Here is a 24717-nt window from a genome sequence, read left to right as displayed (position 1 = left end):
CCCGCAAGCGCGTGGCCGACTATCCGGTCGACCGGCATCGCGTCCAATTGGTCGCGGTTCCAACCACGTCGGGCACCGGTTCGGAAGTCTCCCCGGCGGCGGTTCTGACGGTGGGCGGTAAGAAGGAGACGCTGGTCGATTACAGCCTGGTGCCCGACCTCGCGATCGTCGACCCGGTCCTCACGTCGTCGATGCCGCAGAAGCTGACCGCCGACACCGGCATCGACGCGCTGACCCATGCCTTGGAGGCCGCGGTCTCGATCTTCGCCTCGCCCTATACGGACGCGTTGTGCGCCCAGGCGGCGCGACTGATCTTCGACGCGCTGCCGGTGGCATACGACGACCCCGACGACCTGTCCGCACGGACCGACATGTCCAATGCGGCAACCCTTGCCGGGCTTGCCTTTTCGAACGCGTTCGTCGGGACCAACCATGCGCTCGCCCATGCCGTCGGTGCGAGGTTCGGAATCTCACATGGCCGCGCGAACGGCATTTTCCTGCCGCACGTGCTGCGCTACAACGCAAGCCTGCCAAGCAAGTTCATGCCCGCGCCGGGATATTCGGCGTACGTGGCGCCGGACAAGTACGCGCAGCTCGGCCAGTTGATATTCGGTGGCCATGAGCCCGACGAATCGCGCGCCCGGTTGTTCGACGGGGTCGACGAGCTGCTGAACCGACTCGACATGCCGCGATCGCTGCGGGAGTACGGCGTCGACGAGGAGCAATACCTGGCCGCGCTGCCCGCGTTGGCGATGACGGCGTTCGAGGACCTCAGCAACCGCACAAACCCGCGGATGCCCTTGGTCAGCGAGATCACCGCCCTGCTTCGGCTGGGCTTCTACGGCGCCGCTTAGCCACGCACCTGAGGCAACACGTCACGCTCGTACGCGGCGAAGAACCCGTCCAGGTCCGGGCCGATCTGCTGGACGTAAACCTCGTCGATGTCGGCGTCGATGTACTCGCGCACCTTCGCGACATGCACGTCGGGGTCCGGGCCGCACGTGACGGCTTCGGCCACCTGGTCAGGTGTCACGAGTGACATCAGGGCGGCGAAGTCCTTGGGGCGCGGCAGGGTTTGGGCCGACTGCCCCGGCAGCGCGTCGTTGCCCCATAACCGGTGCGCCACCTTCAGCGCCGCGTCGGCGTCGTTGTCCCAGCTGACCTTGGTGCCGCCCTGCACCGGCTTGTCGCCGCCGCCGGACTCGCGGAACGTCTTGACGAGGTCGGCCTCCGGCATCACCAGGACGTAACCGTCACCGATGCGCCCGGCCAGCTCGGCGCCCTGCGGCCCGAAGCCGGACACGTAGATGGGCACCGGCTGGTCGGGCCGGGTGTAGATGCGGGCCTCCTGCACCTCGTAGTGCTTGCCGTGGTGGCTCACCTCGTCGCCGCGGTGCAGCAGGCGGATGACGTCGACCGCCTCCTCCAGCATTTCCTGGCGCACGCCCACCGACGGCCAGCGGTCGCCCAAGATGTGTTCGTTCAGCGCCTCACCGCTGCCCACCCCCAGCACGAAGCGGCCATCGAGCTGCACGGCGGCCGTTGCGGACGCCTGGGCGATGATCGCCGGATGAGTCCGGATGGTCGGGCACGTCACGGCCGTGCTGACCGGCAGCGATGTCACCTCGGAGAGCGCTCCGATCACGCCCCACACGAAAGGGCTCTGGCCCTGCTCGTCGTTCCAGGGATGGAAATGATCCGAAATCCACAGCGCGTCGAACCCGGCCGCCTCGGCGCGCTTGGCCTGGTCGATGAGTTCCTTGGGGCTGTACTGCTCGCAGGACAGGAAGTATCCGATCTTGGTCATGGCGGCGGGCTACCCGCTGCGCCCCACGTTATGCGCCGCTTTCGCTGTTTATCCGCTGTGGCGCCGGGAATCCATTCGCCCGTGTGCCCGGCGCCAGAGCTCGACCCCGAAACCTCCTCGGTTACGGAATCGCCATGCCGGACAGACGGTTTCGCGGCGCTGCGCAGCTATGCGCCCATCGGTGACGGCCGAACCGTCGCGCTGGTTGCCGAGGACGGCGCCATCGACTGGTTTCCGATTCCGGACCTGGATTCCGTCCCGGTATTCGCTGCGCTCGTCGACCGGCCGAACGGCGGGCGCCTGGACCTGATGCCGACGGTGCCGTTTCGCACCGAACGACGCTACCTCCCGAAAACCAATGTGCTGGAAACGACTTTCATCACCGAGGCCGGTCGGGTGCGCGTCACCGACGGGCTCAACATCGGGTTCGGTGGGCGGTTGCCCTGGACCGAGCTGGCACGCCGCGTCGAAGGCCTCGACGGTGAAGTGCCGATGCGCTGGCGCGTTGCGCCCGGCACCTGCTTCAACTCGATGTCGCCGTGGGCCCGCCGCACCCCACACGGGGCGGTGCTGCGGGCGGGGACGCTGAACCTCGGCATCTGCGTGTCGAAGAACGTCGACGTGGACTGGACCGATCAGACGGCTTCGGGAGCGTTCGTCGCCGCCGCCCGCGAGCGCCAGCTGATCGGCGTCGTGGCTTCCGAATGCGAGCCGCTGATGTTGTCGTCCGCCTCCGACATCGATGACGGGCTGGACAAGACCATCGCGTTCTGGGGGAACTGGTCGGGGCAGTTCGAGTGCCCGGAGGCCTGGGCCGAGGCGGTGCGCCGCAGCGTGCTAGTGCTGAAGCTGCTCATCTTCAGCCCCACCGGTGCCATCGCCGCGGCCGCGACCACCTCGCTGCCGGAACGACTTTCGGGCGGCAAGAACTGGGACTATCGCTTCGCCTGGGTGCGCGACACCGCGTACACGCTGAGCGCATTGCGCCGCTTCGGAATACGCGAAGAGACGCACGCCGCGGTCAGCTGGCTGCTGCGGACGGTCCGCCGGCACGGCCCCGACGTGGGCGTGTTCTATTGCCTCGACGGGTCGTCCCCGCCGCCGGTGACCCACTACGAGGTCGCGGGCTGGCGCGGCATCGGCCCGGTCGTCACCGGGAATCGCGCGGACGGTCAATTGCAACTGAGCATCTTCGCCGATCTCTTCAACACGGTCCGGCTCTACGTCGACAGCGGTCACGTGCTGGACACCGAAACGGGCCACTTGCTCGCCGGTTTCGCGGACCGGGCGTGCGACGCGTGGCGGCATCAGGACGCAGGTATGTGGGAGTTGCGCCGCACCGAGCACTACACCACTTCCAAACTCGGCTGCTGGCAGGCGCTGCGGTGCGCGGTGTATCTGGCTGAGCTCGGCCAGATCCCGGGTGATCCGGGCCGGTGGGCCGGCGAGGCCGACCGGATCGCCGAGTGGGTGCGGCGGCGATGCTGGTCCGACGAGCTGGGCAGCTACGAGTGGTATCCCGGCAGCGGCAAGCTCGACACCTCGATCCTGCTGCACGCCGGAAGCGGCTTCGACCGCGGGCCGCGCATGTCCGCCACCATCGACGCGCTGCGGCGGGAACTGGGCTGCGGGCCACTGCTGTTCCGGTTCAGTGGTGCCCGCGAGGAGGAGGGGGAGGGCGCCTTCGTCGCCTGCTCCTTCTGGGCGGTCTCGGCTCTGCATCATGTCGGCAGGCGGGCGGAGGCCCGCGAGCTGATGGACGAGTTGGTGGAACTGACCAACGACGTCGGCGTCCTGCCCGAGATGATCGACACCGACGATCACGCGTTCATGGGCAACCTGCCGCAGGGGCTGAGCCACCTGGCGTTGATCGGCGCCGCGCTGGACCTCACGTCCTGAGCCGGGTCCGCACCGGGGCGGCGGCGCCGCCATGAGAATCCCTTCGCCAATTTGGAGAAGGTAGTTCTCCACAGGCGAGAGACGATTTACGATACCGGTGATCCGTAGCTTCTGCCCCACGATCGGAGTCCGTCATCGACGCCTGGATTCTCGATGCGGTGCGCACGCCCCGCGGCCGGGGCCGCGCCGACGGCGGCCTGCACACCGTCCATCCGCAAGCCCTGTTCGCGCGTTGCCTCACCGCGCTCGCCGAGCGGACCGGCTTCGATCCTGCCGACGTCGACGACGTCATCGCGGGCAACGGCATCCTCGGCGGCGACCACGGCGACGACATCGCGCGCCTTGCGGTTCTTCTCGCCGGATGGCCCGAGACCGTGCCGGGGATGACATTGAACCGATTTTGCGGTTCCGGTCAGCAAGCCGTTACGGTAGCCGCGTCGTCGATCGCCGCGGGCACCGACGACCTGGTGATCGCCGGCGGAGTCGAATCGATGTCCCGGTGGGACGTCACCGTGGGAGCCCCGACGATCGACGGCCGAAATCCCGACTTTCGGGCGCGCTATCCCACTGTGCCGCAAGCGATCTCCGCTGACCTGATCGCGACCTTGGAGGGGTTCACCCGCGAAACCGTCGACGCCTACGCCGCGCGGAGCCAGGAGCGCGCCGCCGCGGCGATCGACGAGGGCCGGTTCCTGCGTTCGCTCATCGACGTCCCCACCCCCAATGGGCCGTTCGAGCGCGACGAACACCCGCGCCCAGGCACCACGACCGAGACGTTGGCGCGGCTCAAGCCCGCCTTCGCCGCGATGGGCGACACCCGTGCCGACGGGGAGCAGCGGACGTTCGACGAAATATGCATCCAGCGCTACCCCGGCATCGACCACGTCGATCATGTGCACCACGCGGGCAATTCGTCCGGGGTGGTGGACGGGGCCGCCGCGGTGCTGGTCGCGTCTTCCAACTGGATACAGGCCACGGGTGTCACCCCGCGCGCACAGATTCGCGCCGCCGCGGCGATCGGCAGCGAACCCATCATCATGCTCACCGCCCCGGGACCGGCGGCCCAGCGCTGCCTGGACCGCGCCGGCATGGCGGTCGAAGACATCGACCTCTGGGAGATCAACGAGGCCTTCGCCGCGGTTCCGCTCAAGACCATGCGCGATCTCGACATCGACCCCGAGGTGGTCAACGTCAACGGCGGTGCCATCGCGCTGGGCCACCCCATCGGCGCCACCGGGGCGATGCTCCTGGGCACCCTCCTCGACGAGCTCGAACGGCGTGATCTCGCAACGGGTCTGGTGACCATGTGCACCGGCGGGGGGATGGGCACGGCGACGATCATCGAGCGGGTGTGACCGTGCCGCAAACCGTGAAGCTGGAGCGGCCAAGTGACGCCGTCGCGCTGTTGCGCCTGAACCGCCCCAACCAACTCAACGCCATCAACGAGGCGATGCAAACCGAATTACGCCAGTCGCTGGCCGATTTGGCCGCCGACCGCACGGTGCACGCCGTGGTGCTGACCGGAGCCGGCCGCGGCTTCTGCGCCGGGATCGACGTTCGCGATTTCGGTCCTTCGATGCTGGAAGCCACCGCACCCGCGCTGGACCGGATGCGGTTCCAGGAGCGGATGGCCGCCCTTGCCGAAGCCGTCCGGGCGTTGCCACAACCCGTCATCGCCGCGGTCAACGGGCCGTGTGTCGGTGCCGGGCTCGCGCTGTGCCTGGCGGCCGACATCCGAATCTGTTCGCAGTCCGCGTCATTCGGCAACGCCGCCATCCTGCTCGGCCTCTCCGGCGCCGAGATGGGCATGAGCTATCACCTACCGCGCATCGTCGGCACCAGCGTGGCCGCCGACTGGATGCTCACCGGGCGCACCGTCTCGGCCACCGAAGCCGACCGCCGCGGCCTGGTGAGCGAGCTGGTCGAATCCGACCGGCTGGCGGGGCGGGCCGTCGAGTTGGCCGCGCTCATCGCGAGCCATTCCCCGCTGGGCGCGCAGCTGACCAAGCGCGCCCTGCAGGTCAACACCGACGCCGCCAGCCTCTCGGCGGCGCTCGAGCTGGAGAACCGCAACCAGGTCATCTCGCACGCCACCGACGAGGCCGCCGAGCGGCGCAGGAAATGGTCGTCGTGACGGGTCCCCTGCGCGGCGTGCGCATAGTCATGATGGGCGGTCTGGGCCCGGCCCCGTTCTGCGGAATGCTGTTGGGCGACTTGGGCGCCGACGTCATCCGTGTCGACGCGGTCCCCGCCGTGGACGGGCCCCTCCCCATCGACTACACGGTGCGCCGAAGCCAGCGGTCGCTGGCCGCCGACCTCAAGGATCCCCGCGGCCGGGACCTCGTCCGCCGCCTGGCCGCCGACGCGGACGCCTTCGTCGACGTGTACCGGCCCGGGGTGGCCGAACGACTCGGCATCGGCCCGGACGAGCTGAGCGTGCACAACCCTCGCCTGGTCTACGCCCGGATGACCGGCTACGGGCAGGACGGGCCGCTGGCCGGGCACGCCGGTCACGACATCAACTACATCGCCCTGACGGGCGCGCTGCACGGCATCGGCACCGCCGAATCCCCTGTGCCGCCACTGAATCTGGTCGGCGACTACGGTGGCGGCGGCATGCTGTTGGCCGTGGGCCTGCTCAGCGCCATCCTCGAGGCCCGCGAATGCGGCACAGGTCAGGTGCTCGATGTGGCCATGGTCGACGGGGTGGCCACACTGATGACGCCGTATTTCGGAATGGTGCCCGCCGGCACCTGGCGCGACCGGCGCCACGACAATCTGCTCGACGGCGCCGCCCACTTCTACGGCGTGTACGCCACGGCCGACGGTGGCCACTTCGCCGTCGGCGCGATGGAGCCGAAGTTCTATGCGGAGCTGTGCGATCGAATGGACGTCGACGTGCCGCACGACGACGACGCGCCGGCCGCGTGGCCCGCCCACCGGGCCGCCCTGGCCGCCCGGTTCGCCGAGAAGTCGACGGCGGAGTGGCAGCGTCTCCTGGATGGCCCGGGATGCTGTGCGACACCGGTGCTTTCGCTGGCCGAGGCACCACGGCACCCGCACCTCGCCGCGCGGCAAACGTTCGTCGACGTCGACGGCGTCACCCAACCCGCGCCGGCGCCCCGGTTCTCGCGCACCCGGCCGCCCGCTCCGACAACGCCATCGCTACCCGGTGACCACACCCGCGCGCTGCTGGTCGAACTGGGGTTGGGCGCACCAGAGATCACCGAACTCGTTCAGGCGGGCGTGGTGGCGCAAAGCAACCGAGAGGGACGATAGATGTCGTGGGACTTCTCCACCGATCCCGAGTGGGAACGGCAACTCAAATGGGTCGAGGACTTCGTGCGCGAAGAGTGCGAGCCGATCGACCTGATCGTCAAGGAATCCCATGACCTCAACGACCCGGTGCGCCAGGCGCTGATTCCCCCGCTGCAAGACATCGTCAAGGAGCGGGGCCTGTGGGCCACCCACCTTGGGCCGCACCTGGGCGGTCCGGGCTACGGCCAGGTGAAACTCGCACTGCTCAACGAGATCCTGGGCCGCTCGGAATGCGCGCCGATCGTGTTCGGCTCCCAGGCCCCCGACTCCGGCAACAGCGAGATCCTGGCGCACTACGGCACGCCCGAGCTCAAGGCCCGCTATCTCGAACCGCTGCTCGACAACCGCATCGTGTCCTGCTTCTCGATGACCGAGCCGCAGGGGGGCGCCGACCCGAAGGTCTTTCGCACCACCGCGGTGCAGGACGGGAATCACTGGATCATCAACGGGGAGAAGTGGTTCTCGTCGTTCGCCTCGATGGCGTCGTTCCTGATCGTGATGGCGATGACCGATCCCGACGCGCCGCCCTATCAGCGCTACTCGATGTTCGTGGTGCCCGGTGACACTCCCGGCATCAACGTGCTGCGCGACGTCGGCCTGGGGTACCAGCCGATGGGCGGCGGGCGGGAGGGCTATGTCCGCTACGAGAACGTCCGCGTTCCCGCCGATCACATGCTGGGTCCGCGGGGCGGGGCCTTCGTGGTCGCGCAAACCCGCCTGGGCGGCGGGCGGATTCATCACGCGATGCGCACGGTCGGCCTGGTCCGCCGGATCTTCGACATGCTCTGCGAGCGGGCCGTGTCGCGGTATACGCAGGGCGAGGTGCTGTCCAACAAGCAACTCGTTCAGGAGATGATCGCCGACTCGTGGATGGAGATCGAGGCTTTCCGGCTGCTGACCCTGCAAACCGCTTGGAAGATCGACCAGTTCAACGATTACAAGGCGGTGCGGGCCGACATCTCGGCGGTGAAGGCGATGATGCAGAAGGTGTTACATGACGTGTCGTCGCGGGCGCTGCAGCTGCACGGGTCGCTGGGCACCACCCATGAGATGCCGTTCGTGCAGTATTTGGTGGAGTCGTTCGTGCTGGGACTCGCCGACGGCCCGACCGAGGTGCACAAGGTGACGCTGGCCCGGTTGCTGCTGAAAGACCGCGCGCCCGCGCCCGACCTGTTCCCGTCGGAACATCTGCTGCGGTTGCGCGCGGCGGCCGAGGCCAAGTTCGCCGACAAGTTGGCCGGCATCCCGCGCGGCGTGGCGATCGCTAGCGGGGCGCAGCCGGGCGAAGCGGGTCGCCACCATCGGCCTTAAACGGATTTGGTGACGCCCACGTACGACAGCACGACGTCGGACAGATCGGTCATCCGAGTAAGCACCGCGTAGGAGCGGATGAACGACTGGCCCACGCAGCCGTCGATCTTGACGTGGAAGTTGCTGATCATCACCCAGGGGTTCGCGCCCTTGAACTGTTTCTTGATCACCGGGACGACGATCACCAGGCCTGGCTTCATGCCGACGCTCATCACGCCGTTGATCGGCGAGGAGACGAACGGCAGCAGGGGCGGCAACGTACCCGTGGTGTCGAACGTCGGGCTGACGCCCGGGATGATGCCGACGCCGCCCTCCATGATCACGCCGTTGGACGTGCTCATGTCGATCCCGCAGCCGATCTGATAGCCCACTTCCAGGACGCCGTGCGGTTCTTCGGATCCTCGCAGCGAGCCGACGTAGATGCCGCTGGCCATGTATTCGCGCGAGGCGATGGAGGTGGTCAACGGCGCCACCGGAACCAGTTTCTCGTCCTTGGCGCCCAGCCCCAGGGTCCAGCCGTCGGGGGTGTCGAGCGTTACCGGAGGGTTGGATGCCACCGCTCCGTCGTCCGCCGGTGCGGCCGCCGCACCGGCGGGCTCGACATCGGGCTCGGCAGCCGTCGACGGCGCCGTGATCAACGACACGACGAGGCAAAGGGCGACCGCCAGGACGCGACGAACGACCACGGCTACCGGCCTCACGGAGGACAACGTACGCACCGCCGGTTTCGAGTCGCGAAATTTGCTGGGCGGCCGATCAAAGTCGTTGTGTGTTTGTGACTCTTATGCGATGTAGATGGCGAAGGTAGAATTGGCGGGCAGTTCGCGCAGACGACGGAGAGGGCCGCGATGATGTTTCGCAGGTGCGCCGGTCTGCTGGTGGCGGGTTCGCTGGCCGTCGCGGGACTGACGGGCGGCGCCGGCACGGCGCTGGCGTCTCCGGACCCCGGTCAGCAACCCGACATCCCGACGATCGACGAGTGGCAGATTCAGTACCCGACCACGTTGACGAATCCGCTCGACGACGCGGTCGGCTCGTCGGGCGACTGGGGTGGCGTCGGCATGTATTGCGAGAATCTGCACGCCAACTGCGGCTGATCGGCTACGCCGGCCGGTCAAGCAGGGACCGCGCCCGGTCGAGCAGCCCCGGCAGGGTTGCCGCCATCGCTTCCAGTTCCGCTCGCGGGGACGCTCGCCGCCGATTGTGCTTGACGATCAGCGACCAGGTCGCCGCCGATTTGAAGCACGCGAGCGCGCGGAACCACGCCAAGTCGGTGACGTTGCGGCCCAGTTCTTTCTGGTAGATCTCGGCGAGCTCACCGACGGGCGGCGCCACGGCCGCCGAGTCCGGAACGCGCCGGTACGTCTCGGGGTCGCAGTTGATCAGGAACCAGCCCGCGTCGATCCGCGGGTCGCCCACCGACCAGATTTCCCAGTCGATCACCGCGTTGACACGGGCGCCCGACGCCATCAGGTTGCCCAGGCGGAAATCACCATGCACCACGCTCGGCCCGACAACCATTGGGGCGCAATTCAACAACGCATCGCGCACGGCCGGCCAATCGGGCACCAGCGCCGCGTCGACGGTCTGCAGCGTTTCGGACCATCGCCGGATCTCCGCGACCGCATCGACGACCGGTTCGCCACCGAGGCCCAGTTCGCCGGGTCGCAGACTGTGCAGCGCGGCCATCACCCGGCACGCGTTGCGGTACCGCTCGGCCAGGCCGGCGCCGGCGGCACCGCCGTCGAAAAGCGGCTCCGCACATTCACCTTCGACGTGTGACATCACGAACAGCGGCGGCGTGTGCGGCGGTTCCCCCGGATCCTCCCACACCACCTCGGGCACCGGAACCGCGCTGCCGGCAAGGGTTTTGATGATGCGGGCCTGCCGCAGCACGTCGCGGTGCGCGATCGGCTCGATGCCGGGCGGGGCAACCTTGATCACCACGGACCGGCCGGCCATGGCGCCCCGAAAGGTGAGGCTGGAGGCGCCCCCGGAAACTGGTGCGGCACCGGTGATTCCGGCAGCCGCCAATCGCCCCCGCAGGGCGTCCGAATCCAGCTCGGCCATTCAACCGGCGGGCTGGGTCCAGCCGACCTCGGCGAGGAAGGGCTGGGTGTGCGCGATGCGCCCGGTCAGGGTCTTCGGATCGCCGGTACACAACCGCAAGGCCGTCTCGGTGATCAGTTCGATGTCTTCGGTGTCGGTCTTGGCCAGGTCCAGGGCGCCGGCGCCGGGTGTGGCCACCGGGTTGGTGGGGGCGGCGGCGTTGACGGCGATCCCGTCGTCGTAGAGCTCGGCCGCAAGGCTTTTCGTCAACCGGTTGAGCGCGGCCTTGACCGTCCCGTAGAAGCCGAAGCCCGCGGTGCGGTCGAACTCGGAGAACGGTGGCCCGGGCGGGAGGTCACCGCCCAACGAGGTCAGGTTCAGGATCCAGCCCCGCCCGCGCTCCCGCATCGCCGGAATCGCCAACTGGCTCAACTGCAATGGCCCGAGGACATGCATCTCCATCATCAGGCGGGCCCGCCGATCGGGGAAGCCGTCCAGTGGCCGCAGGAAGGTCACCGCCGCGTTGTTGACCAGGATGTCGGGGGCGCCGACGGCGCTCACCACCTCGGCGAAAAGCCTTTCTCGTTCCTCGGGCCGCGACAGGTCGGCCTGTATCGCGACGGCCTTCCCGCCGGCGGCCACGATCTCGTCGAGGGTCTCGCCCAACGAGCCCTGATATTTGGGGTCCGGGTCCATCGTGCGGGCGGTCAGCGCGACCGTGGCGCCGCGCGCGGCGAGCCGTGCCGCGATCGCCTTGCCCAGCCCTCGGCTGCTGCCGGTGACGAGGGCCACCATCCCATCGCACCGTTGGTCCGCGCTCATCCTCGACCTCCTACGGAAATGGCTTCTCCGTATCAGAGAATGCCATTATCACCGGGCCAGCGGAAGTGCCCTGCCGCGCAGCGCGTCGATCGAGTGCCGCCCGCCGCCCGTGAAGACCAGCAGGAAGAACGCGAAGCAGAACAGGATCGACAAGCCCCCGCCGTTGCCGGCCGGCGGGTCGGCGACCGGCCAGAGCGCTTGCGGTTGGTGGATCCAGAAATAGGCGACCGCCATCTCCCCCGATGCCACGAACGCGACGGCGCGGGTGAACAGTCCGGCGGCGATCAGCACACCCGCGACGACTTCGATCAGCCCGGCGTACCAGCCGGGCCAGGAGCCGAACTCGACGCGAACCGGCGACGGGACCGGCCAATCGAACAGGCTCCTCGAGCCGTACAGGGCGAAGAGCAGACCGTAGACCACCCGAAACGCACTCAGCACCGCCGGGGCGTAGCGGCTCAGATCCTTTGTCACGATCCAGAGGTTACGGTGGCGGTCCAGTCGAGCAGGCGCCGCCAGAGCCGATGCCGACTCGACGCCATGTTGTGGCAGTGCGCGCTGTCGGCCAGGACCAGGGTGGTGATGTCGGGGCAGGCGCGATACAGGCCGGCCTCGGAGCGCGGATCCGGCGAGACGTCGACGGCGCCGTACCCGAGCAACACCGGAACGTCGATCTGGGCGGCTCGCTCCGCGACGACGCCGGGAATCATCGCCGTCCCGAACACGCGCGGCACCATCGATTTCGCGACGACGCAGTCCGCCGCGACGACGTCGGCGGGGACGTCGGCGAGGTGGAACCAGCCCTGCAGATGCTCGCGGGGCCCCTCGAAGTAGGGCTGCGGCAAGGCGGCAAGGATCTCTCGCGCGAGGTCGGCGCGTCCCTGCGCGGTTGCCGCGCGGGCGATGAATGCGGGCTCCAGGCCGAGCGGCGCGACGTGTTGATTGGTGCAGCCGAGCAAGGCCAGCGCGGCGTAGCTGGAGAACAGCGCTTGCTGGGTGATGGCCAGATACCCGCCCAGGGAATGCGCCAGGGCCACCGGCGGCGCGTGCACCCCGATGGCGCCGGGCAATGCGGACACGGCGTGGGCGAGCGTGGCGGCGATGTCACCGAAGTCGAAATCCCTTGTGGGCTGCGAGCTTTCGCCTGTGCCCAGTGGATCGATGGTCACCACGTCGTAGCCCTTGCGCGAGGCGAAATCGGCGAAGCTGTACCCGTGCCGGCCGGGAATGCGCAGATCCCAGTAGTCGCGGCTGTAGGTGCCGCCCGGCAGGCAAACCAGGAGTCCGAGCGGCTCCCCGTGCACGGGATAGTAGGTGGCCGCAAGCGACGCTTGTTCCCCGATCACCTCACCGACGTCCAACGTCAACGGCTGCTCGGCAAACGTCATACGGCGCGATCCTTCCACGACCTGTCCTGTACACACATACATGTACGTCCATACGCAAGGAGGCGTCTTGACCTATGTGTTTCTCCTCTGCGCCATCGTCGCGGAGGTGATCGCGACCAGCCTGCTCAAGAGCACGGAGGGTTTCACCCGCCTGTGGCCGACGGTCATCTGTCTGACCGGTTACGCCGTGTCGTTCGCGTTGTTGGCGCTGTCGATCGCACGGGGCATGCAAACGGACGTCGCCTACGCGTTGTGGTCGGCGATCGGCACCGCCCTGATCGTCCTGATCGCCGTGCTGTTTCTGGGCTCGCCGGTGTCCGTCGCGAAGGTCGTCGGGGTCGGGCTGATCATCGCCGGCGTCGTCACGTTGAACCTGTCCGGCGCCCATTGAGGCTAGGCGCGGGCGGCCACCGGTGCGCTGAGCAGACGGAGTAGCGCGGCGGTCACCTCGTGGGGGCGTTCCTCCATCACGTAGTGGTCGGCCCCGGACAACCGAATCAGTTCCGCGTGCGGAATGGCCGCGGCCAATTCGCGCGCGGTGCGCAACGGAATGTAGGGATCGCGGTCACCCCAGATCACGGCGACCGGGCACCTTATCCTCCCGAGCCCCTCGGCGAGCCACGGGACCGCGGGCACCGGGTAATGCGCGAAGAAGTTCCAGAACCTGCGCTTTCCTTCGGGCGATCTCATCCAGCCCAGATACTCGGCTTCCAGCGTGGCGTCGAAGCAGCCGAGTTTCCGATAGCGGCCCAGCGCAAGATGGTGCAGCCTCTCCAGCGGAAGGTGTTGCGCGGCACGAGACAGCGCCGGCCGGGTGGCAATCCAGTGTTGGCCCCGCGAAAACCGCAGGAACCAGGGGCGGAAGACGCCGTGTGCGCGGGTGTTCAGCAGCGCGAGTCGCAGCACCCGCTCGGGATGCCGGATGGCATAACCGAGCCCGATGAAGCCACCGTAGTCGTGGGCGCAGAGGTTGAACCGTTGCCAACCGAGCTCCTTCACGAACCGTTCGATCCGGTCCACCTCGTTGTCGTAGGTCGGTGCGCTCGACGGCGGATCGGAACGGCCGAAACCGGGCCAGTCCGGCGCCACGACATGGTGCCCACCCGACAGCGCCTCGATCTGATGACGCCAGCAGGATGCGCTCTGGGGGTAGCCGTGCAACAGCAGAACCGGCTCACCCCTGCCAACGGATTCTCCGAACACGTTGCACCCGTCGATATTCCACATGGTGGAAAACCTATTCGCGTCCGACGTGATGCCACCCCTCCATTTGAGACAGGACCCACTCCATTCCCGCCATCGGCGGCTCCCGCTCCGCCGCGACAACGATTCCCAACGCCGGTTCGTCGCCGGCCCGTGAGCTGGTGTTTACGTAACGGCCTTCAACCGCGCGCCTGGTGTGCAAACATCGCTGCCAGACTGACGCTCTGCCGTCCCCGGGCGGCTCGGTTGATATTGCGGCAACCTCTAGGGAGCAGGACCACCATGACCGATGTCGAACAGACACCCCCCGACGGAATCTCTCCCTCCAGCCCCACGCGGGCGGATCTGGTTGAGCACTCGCGGACCGGAATGAGCGCGACCGCACTGCAGCGGGCCATCAACGACCACCTGCGCTACTCCATTGGCCGCCCGGCCGCGGCCCGGCGGCCCGAGCACTACTACCGGGCGCTCGCCCTGGCCGTGCGCGATCGCATGCAAGACCGCCGGGTGGTGTCGACGCAGACCTCGCTCGATCTCGGCCGCAAGGTGACCTGCTACCTGTCGGCGGAATTCCTGATGGGGCCGCAGCTGGGCAACAACCTGTTGAACCTCGGCATGGAGCGGGCCGCCCGCGAAGCGCTGGCGGCGATGGGCCAGAACCTGGACACCGTCCTGGCGTGTGAAGAGGAGCCGGGACTGGGCAACGGCGGCCTCGGCCGGCTCGCCGCGTGCTACCTGGATTCGCTGGCCACCCTGGAGCGGCCGGCAATCGGTTACGGAATCCGCTACGAGTTCGGCATTTTCGACCAGGAGATCCACGACGGCTGGCAGGTCGAGCAGACCGATAACTGGCTCGACCACGGAAACCCTTGGGAGATCGCCAAACCCGACGTCAACTACCTGGTCAAGTGGGGCGGCTATGCCGCTCACTACACGGATGACGCCGGCCATGACCGCGTCCGGTGGGTGCCGGGACGGGTGCTCAAGGGCGTCGCCTACGACACCCCCATCCAGGGATACGGCGTGAACACCTGCAACGTGCTGACGCTGTGGAGCGCGCGCGCCGTCAAGTCTTTTGCGCTGGAGGCGTTCAACACCGGTGATTACTACGGCGCGGTCGAGGACGAGGTGATGTCGGAGACGGTCACCAAGGTGCTGTATCCGAACGACGAGCCGGAGGCGGGCAAGCAGCTGCGCCTGTTGCAGCAGTACTTCTTCGTGTCCTGCTCCCTGCAACACGTGCTGCACATCATGGACGACCTCGCCGACGTCTCGGTCAAAGAGCTCCCCCAGCGGTTTGCCGTGCAGCTCAACGACACCCATCCCTCGATCGGCGTCGCCGAGCTGATGCGGCTGCTGGTCGACGAGCGACAGCTGGACTGGGACGAGGCGTGGGAAATCACGGTCGCAACGTTCGGCTACACCAACCACACCCTGCTGCCCGAGGCGCTGGAGACCTGGCCGCTGGACCTGTTCGCGGAAGCGCTACCGCGTCATCTCGAGATCATCTACGAGATCAACCGCCGGTTCCTCGACGAGGTGCGCGCGCGGTTCCCCGGCGACGAGGAGCGGGTCGCCCGGATGTCGCTCATCGGCGAGAACGGCGGCAAGAATGTCCGGATGGCGCACCTGGCCACGGTGGGCAGCCACGCCATCAACGGTGTCGCAGCGTTGCACTCGGAGTTGCTGAAAAGCAGTGTGCTCAAAGACTTCTATGAGATGTGGCCCGAGCGGTTCAGCAACAAGACCAACGGGGTGACGCCGCGCCGATTCCTTGCGCTGGCCAATCCGGGGCTCCGCGAACTGCTGGACCGCACCGTCGGTGACGGTTGGCTGACCGATCTGGGACGCCTGCGGGGCCTGGAGCCATTCGTCGAGGACGCCGCCTTCCGCCGGGAATGGCGCGACATCAAACGCAACAACAAGGCGCGTCTCGCCAAGTACATCCGCTCGGTGGCCGGAGTCGAGCTCAATCCGGACTGGATGTTCGACGTCCAGGTCAAGCGCATCCACGAGTACAAGCGTCAGCATCTCAACGTGCTGCACGTCGTGGCGCTCTACCGCCGGCTAAAACAGGACCCCGGCCTGTCCATTCCGCAGCGCGCCTTCATCTTCGGCGGCAAGGCCGCGCCCGGGTACTTCATGGCGAAGCGGATCATCAAGCTGATCAACGCCGTTGGCGAGACCGTCAACGCCGACCCGGACGTCAACCGGTTCCTGAAGGTGGCCTTCGTGCCCAACTTCAACGTGCAGAACGCTCACATGATCTATCCCGCGGCCGATCTGTCCGAGCAGATTTCCACCGCGGGCAAGGAAGCCTCGGGCACGGGCAACATGAAGTTCATGATCAACGGTGCACTGACGGTCGGCACGCTCGACGGCGCGAATGTGGAGATGCGCGACGAGGTGGGTCCGGAGAACTTTTTCCTGTTCGGCCTGACCGAGCAGGAGGTCGAGTCGGTCAAGGCGGGCGGATACCGCCCGGCCGACTACATCGATGGCCCCAAAGCTGTAAACGACGAGCTGCGCGCGGTGTTGGATCTGATTGCCGGCGGCACGTTCTCGGGCGGGGACACCGAGGTGTTCCGGCCGCTGGTGGACAACCTGCGCCATGACGACCCCTTCCTGGTTTGCGCCGACTACGCGTCGTACGTGAGCTGCCAGGAGCAGGTGAGCGCCGCATGGCAGGACAGGGAGTCGTGGACGAAGATGTCCATCCTGAATACCGCTCGCAGCGGTAAATTCTCATCGGATCGCGCCATCACCGAGTATTGCGACGACATCTGGAACGTGTGGCCGTTGACCGTCAAGATCTGACGAACCGGCTGCCAATCACGGGGTCGCGGGCCTAGGATCTCGCCATGTCGATTCTCGGCGATGCCACGGTCGTCCTCGCGCGCGTGACACGGGCGGTATCGAACGCCCTGCGCGTGGAGCTCGCCACCCCCGAAGGCACAGAACTTGGGCGCGCCCAGCAGAAGGGCGGAGCCGCGGTGCTATTCGGCTTCAAGAACGGCGGGAAGAGCGAGTACACCCTGTCGGGGGCCAACGGCGACGCGCTCAAGATCGCGGTCGCCGCAACGACCACCATCACCCGCGAGAACACGCCGGTGGGAAGGATCGTCCCCGCCGATGGCGCGGCGCGCCTGGAAGACGGCGGCGGCACCGTGCTGGCGGTGGTGCGGCCGCACAGCGGGCACAAGGCCGACGGCGCTTGGCATCACCGCCTGCTGTCGCCGTCCGGCGAGGCATTGGGGGTGCTCACCCTGATGACCGTCCATACCGGTTGGGGCGACATCGCATCGGATGCAATTCAATTGCTGACCAACCACAACGTCGCCACGCTGAAGGCACCGTCGGCGGGCGCGATGCTCACCCTCGCCGCGCCGGTCGGCCCGCATCTGGGTGACGTATTGGCCGCGGCGTGCGTGGACTTCTCGGTACTCCCCCGCGGGTACCTCGAGTAGAGCCAATCCTATTGGTAGCCGGGCAGATCCGGCACTCCGCTGGCCGTCAGCCAGCCGCCGCCGTCGACGACTAGGGTCGCCCCGGTGACATAGGATGCGGCGTCACTGGCGAGAAAGAGCACGGCCTGGGCGACCTCGGTGGTCGAACCGGGCCGGCGCAAGGGATTCTGCGTCGTGCGGTGCCGCTCATCGCCGGTGACCCTCTTCACTCCTTCGGTTCCCGACATGGCCCCGGGCGCAACGACATTCACCCGGACCGCGTCGGGTCCCCACTCGATGGCACAGGCGCGGGTGAACGCATCGACGCCGGCCTTGGCCGACACGACGTGGGCCTGCAACGCCATGCCGCGGTACTGGGTCGCGGCGCTGATGTTCACGACGGATCCGCCGTGCTCCCGCAGGCATAGCTCGTAAGCCGCCTTCGACACGTTGAACGTCCCCAGCAGGTCGATGTCGACCACGGCTTTGAATCCGCCCGCGCTCAGGCCGCTGACCGGCACGGGGAAGTTCCCGGCGGCGTTGTTGACGACAACGTCGAGGCGGCCGAAGGCTCCGATCACGTCTCCGACGACGGCGGTCACCTCATCGGCGCTCCGGACGTCGCACACGCCGTAGATGGCCTCGATACCCGCCTCCTGCAACACCGCAACCGCCGCCCGAAGGTTGGCTTCCTTGCGGCTGCAGATCGCGATCCGGGCCCCGTGGCCGCCCAGCACCCGCGCGATCTCGAGGCCGAGGCCCGTGGCGCCGCCGGTGATCAGCGCCACCTTGCCCTGCAGCAGATCGGCCCGAAACGGGCTGCGCCGGGCGTTCACGCCGTCAAGGGTACGACGGTCAACCATCGGTCGACAGTGGACGTTTTCTCCGACCACCGCAAGGATCGAGTCATCGACCCCTGGCAGGAGGAAAGTGATCCGACGATTCCGAGGGCTTGCGCTGGCCCCGTTGACCGTGGCGCTGGCGATGCTGCTCGCGCCGTCCGCCTCGGCCGACACCTACACCGACCAGCTGGTGGACAAGTTCAACGCGCAGACCCACGTGTTGGCCGATCCCGGGGCGAATCCGCCGTTGCAGAACCCGGATCGGCTCAACGACCAAATCCTGGGCAGCCGATGGTCGTGGAGTTCGCGACCGCCCGTCTGGGTGGCGGCGGTGGCGCCCAGCCAGACCGGCGTGACCACCCCCGATGCCATCCACAACGTCATCCTCGGCCGTGATCCGGGATTCAGCGGGATCATTCTGGTCATCGACTCCCGGGGCTATCACGTGCGCGCCTACAACGTGCCCAAGTCGATCGCAGACAGCGTCGATCCGATCATGGGCCAGTCCGCCAAGGACCACCGAAACGACCCGTACGGCGCCAGCAGTGAATTCGTCAGCAAGTTGTCGAGCGTGGATGTGTCGTCCCGCGCTCCGGCGGCGACGTCGCCCGCGGTGCAGAAGAACCACAACCAGGGCTCGGCGCTGCGGACAGCGCTGGTGATCATCGCCATCGGCGTGGCCGCGGTCGGCCTGATCTGGTTCGCGGTGAATCGGAACCGCAAGCGCCGCAAGGACGCTGATACGAAAGAACAACTCAAGCAGGAGTTCATCACCGTCACCTCCGACGTCAGCGACCTTGACAATGCGGTGCTCACCAACAGCGACACGGATGTCAGCGCCGAACAGACGAAGGCCAACGCGAGCCTCTACGACGCCCGGCAGGCCTACGAAAAAGGTGACTACGGCGCGGCCCGGGCGCACCTGCGGGTGGTGGAGTCGACGGTGGCCAAAGCCAACCAGAAGCTTTACCCGGGCCGCGCCGCGCCGAACGTTGCCGAAGTGTCCTCCGTGCCCGCCGGGGACCGCAAGCAGGCCTCGGTGCGGGCGCGCAATCCCGATACCGGCGAGTACGTGACGATCAACAACAACAATTACAGCGCCACCCCGCAGCCCGGTTATCCGCACTACTACGGCGGCGGCTACCACAACGGGATGTTCTTCTACCCCGGTTATTACCCGTATGCGTTCTGGGGTCCGGGCTGGGGTTGGGCGCTCACCGATGTGCTGCTGATGGATGCGCTGCTGGACGACCACTGGGGTGGCGGGTACGACCGGGGGTTCGAGGCGGGCCGGGACTCGGCGTATGCGGACGCCAACTATGACAGCGGTCAGAGCTATGACAGCGGCCAGAGCGCCGGCTACGACAGCCAGCAAGCCGACGTCGGGTTCGGCGGCGGTGACAGCTCGTATTCGGGCGGCGGAGACGTGGGTTTCGGCGGCGGCTGGGATTCGGGCGGTGGCTGGGATTCGGGCGGTGGTTGGGACTCGGGTGGCGGATCCGATTTCGGCGGCGGCAGCTCGGACTCCGGCGGCGGCGACTTCGGGTTCTGACCGAGAAGTAAGGTCTTGCGGATGAACACGGACGGGATCAACCGCGGCATCTTGATCGCCATGGTGGTGATCGGGGCGACCGCGTACGCGTTGCTCTACTCGCACGCCTCTTCCGTCTTCCGGGTTCTGGTGCCCGTCGCCCTGGCCGTCCTGGTGGCGCTCATCGTCCGCGACGTGGTCAACGCCCGGAAGCGGTGATCTCGCCCGGCGAGCGCAAAGCATCTTCCGTGTGATGATGAAGCCTGGCGTGGGAAGCGACGCCCCGCCGGCGGTCTTCACCGCGAGGATCGACGCGGCGGCCGCGGCGGCCCATGATGGCATCGGCTCACATATCCGGGCACACGAAGGAGCGAAGCAGTGACTCTGGGCTTGTTTGGACTACTCACCGTCGTTTCCCTTGCCCTGGCCGTCACCCTGGCGTCCGTCGCGGCCGTCTACGTGAGACGGCTGGAGCGGCGGCGGCCCCCGCCGATCGCCGAGGAGATCGGCAGCGCGAAAGAGGTCGTCCGCAAGCTGCGCAAGCGGGAGCCGATGACACCCGAACAGTTGGACTACGCGCGGCAGGTGGTATCCGACCGCGGCTCATTGATGGCGCTGTGCATCCCCGGCGCCCTGTTCATGCTCGGTTGCTTCTACGTGTTCGGCAGCCTCTACCACCTGCACGGGGCCACCCCCTCCGAGCGGACATTCCTCGGGGTGATCCCCATGCTCACCTCGTCGAACCTCGCCCTCCGCCTGCTCAGCAGCGCCAGGCTGAAAAGGCGCCTGCGCACGGCACCCGTCGCGTCATGAGGGCCGCACGCCCGGCCGCGGGCGTCGCTCTCAGCTCCTCGAGTTCGCGTTCGGTGCCGAAGGTAGTAATCTCTTTAGCGCCATATGTCAACCAAATTGATATGCGGCCCTCCCGCGGTCTGCGGTCGGGGGCATAACAACGCGGTGCGTGGGACTGGGTCGCGAAAGGTGATGGAGTGAGCCGTCGTTCAGTCGGCAGGACTGTCTTGCAGCGAGGCTGGATGCCGTTGGTCACCGTCGTCGCGGTCGGAGTGGGCCTGCTGTGCATGCACAAGGTGCATCAGTTCTCCGAACCGGAGCCGGTCATCACCGTCAATGGTCCCCAGGCGCCTGAGCAGTTCAACCTCAAGCGGATCACCTACGAGGTGTTCGGCAACGCGGGCAACGGGGGGAAGCTCGTCTACATCGATATCGACGGTCATCCGCACCAGGTGGATTTCACGGCCCTGCCGTGGTCCCACACGGAGACCACGACGCTCTCCGTGGCGTCCGGAAGCATCTCGGTACATGTTCGTAGCGGTCGGGTGAGTTGCCGGATGCTGGTGGATGGCGTGGTCCGCGACGAGCAGTCGGACGACCATCCGGACGCCGACGTCGAGTGCAGGGTGAAATCGGCATGACCGAGCATCGCCTCGACGAGCCCCGGGTCAAACGCCCATTCATCCCCAGGATGGTGCGCACTTTCGCTATCCCGATCATCTTCTTCTGGGGCCTTCTCGCGGTCACCACGAACACCTTTATGCCCCAGGTGGAACGGGTCGCGGAGGAACTCGCGGGACCCATGGTCCCGCATTACGCCCCCTCACAGCGGGCGCTGCTGCACATCGGTGAGAAGTTCCACGAGTCGAACTCGACCAACTTGACCATGGTGGTGTTCGAGGCGAACCGACCGCTTGGCGACGCCGACCACCGGTACTACGACGACCTGATGCGCCGCCTTCAGCACGACACCCGGCACGTGCAATACGTGATGGACCTGTGGGGCAAGCCATTCACCGCGGCGGGGGCCCAGAGCGTGGATGGCAAGTGCACGTATGTGCTCCTTCGTCTCGCCGGCGACATCGGGCAGATCCAGGCCAACCAATCCGTGGACGCCGTCCGCGACATCATCAAAAAGGACACCCCACCGCCCGGCCTGAAGGTCTACGTCAGCGGCGCCGCCCCGCTGGCCTCGGACACGCTCTCCATCGCGAATGCCAGCTTGAACAACGTCACGATCGTCACGATCATCCTCATCGTCGTGATGCTGCTGCTGGTCTACCGCACCCCATCCACCCTGCTGGTGCCCTTGCTCGGCGTGCTCATCGAGATGCTCGTCGCCAAGGGCATCGTCTCGACGCTCGGGCATTACGGATTCATCGAACTCTCCTCGTTCGCCGTCAACATCGTCATCGCGCTAACCCTGGGCGCCGGAACGGATTACGGCATCTTCCTGATGGGCCGATATCACGAGGCGCGGCAGGCGGGTGAAAGCCGGGAGGACAGTTTCTACATCGCGTACAAGGGGGTCGCGCCCATCATCATCGGCTCCGGCCTGACGATCGCCGGGGCCTGTTACTGCCTGACGTTCGCCCGGCTGAACTACTTCCACACCATGGGGCCGGCGGTCGCGATCACTATGCTGTTCACCATCGCGGCGGCGATGACGCTGGGCCCGGCGGCATTGACCGTCGGCAGCCTGTTCGGGATGTTCGACCCGAGAACTCCCACCCATGGACGCCTCTATCGGCGCATCGGCGCCAGCGTGGTGCGCTGGCCGGTGCCGATCCTGGTGGCCAGTACCGCCGTCGTCATGATCGGGGCCGTCTTCGTTCCCACCTACCGGCAGAACTACGACGACCGGCAGTACCAGCCGGCCAGCGCGCCCGCCAATCTGGGTTTCCAGGCGGCCGACCGGCACTTCCCGAAGAGCAAGCTGTTCTCCGAGATGCTGATGGTCGAAACCGATCACGACATGCGCAACTCGGCCGACTTCATCTCGCTAGACCGGGTCGCCAGAGCCCTGATCCGCCTGCACGGTGTGGCGATGGTGCAGGGCATGACGCGGCCCTTGGGCCGAGCGCTCGAGCATGCCAGCATCCCCTACCTGTTCACCACGCAGGGCAGTGGCAACGGCCAGCAGCTCCCGTTCAACAGGGAGCAGAACTCGAACACCGACGCGCAGGCCGACATCCAGGCGCACTCGGTCGAGGTGTTGCGCAAGGAGATCGGCTTCTTCCAGAAGGTTTCCGACGAACTGCACAAGACCGTCCTGACCGTCGAGGACCTACAAGCGGTCAGCGACGACATCCGCGACGAGGTCTCCAATGTCGAAGACTTCTTCCGTCCGATCAAGAGCTACTTCTATTGGGAGAGGCACTGTTTCGACATTCCCATTTGCTGGACGTTCCGTTCGCTGTTCGAGACCATCGATCAAGTCGACAAGCTGGCCGACGACATCGCGGACGCGAAGCTGTCCCTGCAGGAGGTGGACAAGGCCTTTCCGCAGATCATCGCGCAACTGAAAGCCACGGCCGATGACACCGAGGCGCTGCAGTCGAAATTGGTCAACAGTTACGGATCCGCCGATCTGCAAACCGTCCAGACGGAGCAGACTTTCGATGATCTGATCAACGTCGGGAACGACTTCGACAAGTCTCGCAGCGACGACTTCTTCTATATCCCGCATGAGGGTTTCGACAACGAGGACGTCAAGACCGGCATGAAGCTGATGATGTCGCCGGACGGCAAGGCGGCCCGCTTCATCGTCACCCACGAGGGCGACGCGATGGGGCCCGAAGGTGTGGAGCACGTCGAACAGTTCCCCGACGCGATCAAAACGATCCTGAAAGAGACGTCGCTGGCGGGCGCGCGGATCTACATCGGCGGTTCGGGATCCAACGACAAGGACATCAAGGAATACGCGATGTCCGACCTCATGATCGCGGCCATCGCCGCCTTCGTGCTCATCTTCTTGATCATGATGTTCATCACGCGAAGTCTGGTGGCGGCGTTCGTGATTCCCGGCACCGTGGCGTTCTCCTATGCCGGCGCGTTCGGGCTTTCCATCCTGGTTTGGCAACACCTGATCGGCCTGCATCTGCACTGGCTGGTCCTACCGCTGACGTTCATCATCCTGGTGGCCGTGGGGTCGGACTACAACCTGCTGCTGATCAACAGGGTGAAAGAGGAGTTGCACGGGGGAATTCACACCGGTCTGATCCGAGCCCTCGGCAGCACGGGCGGAGTCGTGACGTCCGCCGGTTTGGTGTTCGCCTTCACCATGCTGGCGATGCTCACCAGCGACCTGCGCACCATCGGTCAGGTGGGCTCGACCGTGTGCATCGGCCTGTTGCTCGACACGCTGATCGTGCGTTCGTTCGTCGTGCCGAGCATCCTGCGAATCCTCGGGCCGTGGTTCTGGTGGCCGACGTTGGTGCGCGCCCGCCCGGCGGCCGCGCGCTAGCCGGCGCCCTTGCCGTTGTCGACGCGATAGACGGCGCCGTGGATCGCGGCCGCGGCGTCGCTGGCCAAAAACGCGATGACGTTCGCCACGTCGATGGGCTGCATCATGCCGCGCGGCGAGGCCGTGCGCATGATCAGGTCGTAGTTCGGGTTCTCCGGCGCGGTGAAGTGTTCGAGCTGCGGGGTCAGCATGCCGCCCGGGCATATCGCGTTGACGCGCAAGCGATCCGCGGTGTACTCCACCGCCAGGGCCCGGGTCAGCCCGACCAGCCCGTGCTTGGCGGCGCAATAGCCGGCCGAATACGCCTGGCCCTCGACGCCCGCGATGGAGCCGACGTTGACGATGTTGCCGCCGCGCTCCAGCAGATGCGGCAGCGCGGCGCGGCAGAGGTAGAACGGACCGTTCAGGTTGACCGCGAGGTCCTCCGCCCAGTCGTCATCGGTCACCGACTCCGTGCGCCGCATCTGGTGTCGGCCGGCGACGTTGACAAGGACGTCCAGTCCGCCCAGCTCGCGCACGCACTGCTCGACCGCGTCGCGGCAGCCCTGGGCCGACGCGACGTCCACCGATGCGTAGCAACCACGTTCAACGTCGGCGAATACCTCGGCCAACCGACCCGTGTCCCGGCCGATGCCGAAAACCGTTGCGCCCTGGCGGGAGAACAGCCGGGCCGTCTCGGCGCCGAGGCCCGACGACGCCCCGGTCACCAAGGCGACCTTGCCCTGCAGTGCTGACATGGCTGTCCTCGCGGTCAGTAGGAGCGGATCCGCGCAACGCTACCGCGCAGCAACCCGAGCGGAACAACGAACCTCGGTCCCCACAGGGTCATCGCACGGCGCGCGG

Annotated in this window: 24 protein-coding genes; 15 read left to right on the top strand and 9 right to left on the bottom strand. The window is 67.0% G+C overall.

Translation table 11 applies throughout. The annotated features are described in order from the left end of the window. Window positions 1-854 (top strand): iron-containing alcohol dehydrogenase (locus A5681_RS10005; protein WP_156737927.1); only part of this gene is annotated, 854 nt, incomplete at its 5' end. Here the strand turns inward: A5681_RS10005 and A5681_RS10000 are convergent. Beyond that, window positions 851-1807: an LLM class F420-dependent oxidoreductase gene (locus A5681_RS10000; protein WP_067273049.1), complete on the bottom strand. Its 957-nt coding sequence runs from the start codon at window positions 1805-1807 to the stop codon at window positions 851-853. The two genes, A5681_RS10005 and A5681_RS10000, sit on opposite strands and share 4 nt — an antisense overlap. An 81-nt stretch (window positions 1808-1888) precedes the next feature. Between A5681_RS10000 and A5681_RS09995 the strand changes: the two genes are divergently transcribed. The 5 genes from A5681_RS09995 (at window position 1889) to A5681_RS09975 (ending at window position 8335) form a co-directional block, all read left to right on the top strand. After that, entirely contained in the window at window positions 1889-3706 is a 1818-nt protein-coding gene (locus tag A5681_RS09995; protein ID WP_067273073.1) for a glycoside hydrolase family 15 protein, read from the top strand. Between the two features lie 158 nt (window positions 3707-3864). Next, window positions 3865-5061, top strand: a complete 1197-nt coding sequence (locus A5681_RS09990; RefSeq protein ID WP_231996273.1) for an acetyl-CoA C-acetyltransferase — start codon at window positions 3865-3867, stop codon at window positions 5059-5061. A gap of 2 nt (window positions 5062-5063) precedes the next feature. Next, on the top strand, window positions 5064-5840 hold the full coding sequence (locus tag A5681_RS09985; protein WP_419866307.1) for an enoyl-CoA hydratase/isomerase family protein: 777 nt from the start codon (window positions 5064-5066) through the stop codon (window positions 5838-5840). Further along, window positions 5837-6985: a CaiB/BaiF CoA transferase family protein gene (locus A5681_RS09980; RefSeq protein ID WP_067273070.1), complete on the top strand. Its 1149-nt coding sequence runs from the start codon at window positions 5837-5839 to the stop codon at window positions 6983-6985. The genes A5681_RS09985 and A5681_RS09980 overlap by 4 nt, the downstream gene beginning before the upstream one ends. Then, window positions 6986-8335 carry an acyl-CoA dehydrogenase family protein gene (locus tag A5681_RS09975; RefSeq protein WP_067273045.1) on the top strand — a complete coding sequence of 450 codons (1350 nt, stop codon included), beginning with the start codon at window positions 6986-6988 and terminating at the stop codon, window positions 8333-8335. On the opposite strand, the gene A5681_RS09970 is transcribed toward A5681_RS09975, so the two are convergent. Next, the gene (locus tag A5681_RS09970) at window positions 8332-9021 is read right to left on the bottom strand and encodes an MspA family porin (protein WP_197498563.1); all 690 of its coding nucleotides are present in this window, start codon (window positions 9019-9021) and stop codon (window positions 8332-8334) included. The two genes, A5681_RS09975 and A5681_RS09970, sit on opposite strands and share 4 nt — an antisense overlap. A 162-nt stretch (window positions 9022-9183) precedes the next feature. Between A5681_RS09970 and A5681_RS09965 the strand changes: the two genes are divergently transcribed. Beyond that, complete coding sequence (locus A5681_RS09965) at window positions 9184-9432, top strand: hypothetical protein (protein WP_067273042.1); 249 nt, start codon at window positions 9184-9186, stop codon at window positions 9430-9432. A gap of 4 nt (window positions 9433-9436) precedes the next feature. Here the strand turns inward: A5681_RS09965 and A5681_RS09960 are convergent, their stop codons facing one another. Genes A5681_RS09960 through A5681_RS09945 form a run of 4 tightly spaced genes read right to left on the bottom strand, consistent with a single transcriptional unit; the run spans window position 9437 to window position 12594 of the window. Beyond that, window positions 9437-10405, bottom strand: a complete 969-nt coding sequence (locus tag A5681_RS09960; RefSeq protein WP_067273038.1) for a phosphotransferase family protein — start codon at window positions 10403-10405, stop codon at window positions 9437-9439. After that, the gene (locus A5681_RS09955) at window positions 10406-11206 is read right to left on the bottom strand and encodes an SDR family NAD(P)-dependent oxidoreductase (RefSeq protein ID WP_067273035.1); all 801 of its coding nucleotides are present in this window, start codon (window positions 11204-11206) and stop codon (window positions 10406-10408) included. A 48-nt stretch (window positions 11207-11254) separates the two neighbouring features. Beyond that, complete coding sequence (locus A5681_RS09950) at window positions 11255-11680, bottom strand: DoxX family protein (protein ID WP_067273032.1); 426 nt, start codon at window positions 11678-11680, stop codon at window positions 11255-11257. Beyond that, complete coding sequence (locus A5681_RS09945; RefSeq protein WP_067273029.1) at window positions 11677-12594, bottom strand: alpha/beta hydrolase; 918 nt, start codon at window positions 12592-12594, stop codon at window positions 11677-11679. Before A5681_RS09945 ends, A5681_RS09950 begins: the two co-directional genes overlap by 4 nt. 67 nt (window positions 12595-12661) lie before the next feature. On the opposite strand from A5681_RS09945, the gene A5681_RS09940 reads away from it, so the two are divergent. Continuing rightward, complete coding sequence (locus A5681_RS09940) at window positions 12662-12985, top strand: DMT family transporter (RefSeq protein ID WP_082950130.1); 324 nt, start codon at window positions 12662-12664, stop codon at window positions 12983-12985. A gap of 2 nt (window positions 12986-12987) precedes the next feature. On the opposite strand, the gene A5681_RS09935 is transcribed toward A5681_RS09940, so the two are convergent. Next, complete coding sequence (locus A5681_RS09935; RefSeq protein ID WP_067273019.1) at window positions 12988-13821, bottom strand: alpha/beta fold hydrolase; 834 nt, start codon at window positions 13819-13821, stop codon at window positions 12988-12990. A gap of 345 nt (window positions 13822-14166) precedes the next feature. Between A5681_RS09935 and A5681_RS09930 the strand changes: the two genes are divergently transcribed. Together A5681_RS09930 and A5681_RS09925 are read left to right on the top strand one after the other, a co-directional pair. After that, window positions 14167-16614: a glycogen/starch/alpha-glucan phosphorylase gene (locus A5681_RS09930; RefSeq protein WP_156737928.1), complete on the top strand. Its 2448-nt coding sequence runs from the start codon at window positions 14167-14169 to the stop codon at window positions 16612-16614. A gap of 44 nt (window positions 16615-16658) precedes the next feature. Beyond that, window positions 16659-17264 (top strand): hypothetical protein, encoded by a 606-nt coding sequence (locus tag A5681_RS09925; RefSeq protein ID WP_067273013.1) that lies wholly within the window; start codon window positions 16659-16661, stop codon window positions 17262-17264. Between the two features lie 8 nt (window positions 17265-17272). On the opposite strand, the gene A5681_RS09920 is transcribed toward A5681_RS09925, so the two are convergent. Beyond that, window positions 17273-18106 (bottom strand): SDR family oxidoreductase, encoded by an 834-nt coding sequence (locus A5681_RS09920; RefSeq protein ID WP_067273010.1) that lies wholly within the window; start codon window positions 18104-18106, stop codon window positions 17273-17275. Window positions 18107-18227: 121 nt separating this feature from the next. Between A5681_RS09920 and A5681_RS09915 the strand changes: the two genes are divergently transcribed. The 5 genes from A5681_RS09915 (at window position 18228) to A5681_RS09900 (ending at window position 23874) form a co-directional block, all read left to right on the top strand. Further along, on the top strand, window positions 18228-19637 hold the full coding sequence (locus A5681_RS09915; protein ID WP_067273058.1) for a hypothetical protein: 1410 nt from the start codon (window positions 18228-18230) through the stop codon (window positions 19635-19637). Window positions 19638-19658: 21 nt separating this feature from the next. Continuing rightward, entirely contained in the window at window positions 19659-19835 is a 177-nt protein-coding gene (locus A5681_RS27405; protein ID WP_197498562.1) for a hypothetical protein, read from the top strand. A gap of 159 nt (window positions 19836-19994) precedes the next feature. Further along, a complete protein-coding gene (locus A5681_RS09910) occupies window positions 19995-20429 on the top strand; it encodes a hypothetical protein (protein WP_067273006.1) in 435 nt (144 codons plus the stop codon). A 221-nt stretch (window positions 20430-20650) separates the two neighbouring features. Then, window positions 20651-21049, top strand: coding sequence for an MmpS family transport accessory protein (locus A5681_RS09905; protein WP_067273001.1), 399 nt, complete (start codon window positions 20651-20653; stop codon window positions 21047-21049). Then, window positions 21046-23874 carry an RND family transporter gene (locus A5681_RS09900; protein WP_067272996.1) on the top strand — a complete coding sequence of 943 codons (2829 nt, stop codon included), beginning with the start codon at window positions 21046-21048 and terminating at the stop codon, window positions 23872-23874. Before A5681_RS09905 ends, A5681_RS09900 begins: the two co-directional genes overlap by 4 nt. On the opposite strand, the gene A5681_RS09895 is transcribed toward A5681_RS09900, so the two are convergent. Then, window positions 23871-24611, bottom strand: a complete 741-nt coding sequence (locus tag A5681_RS09895) for an SDR family NAD(P)-dependent oxidoreductase (protein ID WP_067272993.1) — start codon at window positions 24609-24611, stop codon at window positions 23871-23873. The genes A5681_RS09900 and A5681_RS09895 overlap by 4 nt on opposite strands. Between the last annotated feature and the right edge of the window lie 106 nt (window positions 24612-24717).

It is taken from the genome of Mycobacterium scrofulaceum (assembly GCF_001667885.1).
Classification (GTDB): domain Bacteria; phylum Actinomycetota; class Actinomycetes; order Mycobacteriales; family Mycobacteriaceae; genus Mycobacterium; species Mycobacterium scrofulaceum_C.
This window is presented reverse-complemented; position numbering and strand designations above follow the sequence as displayed.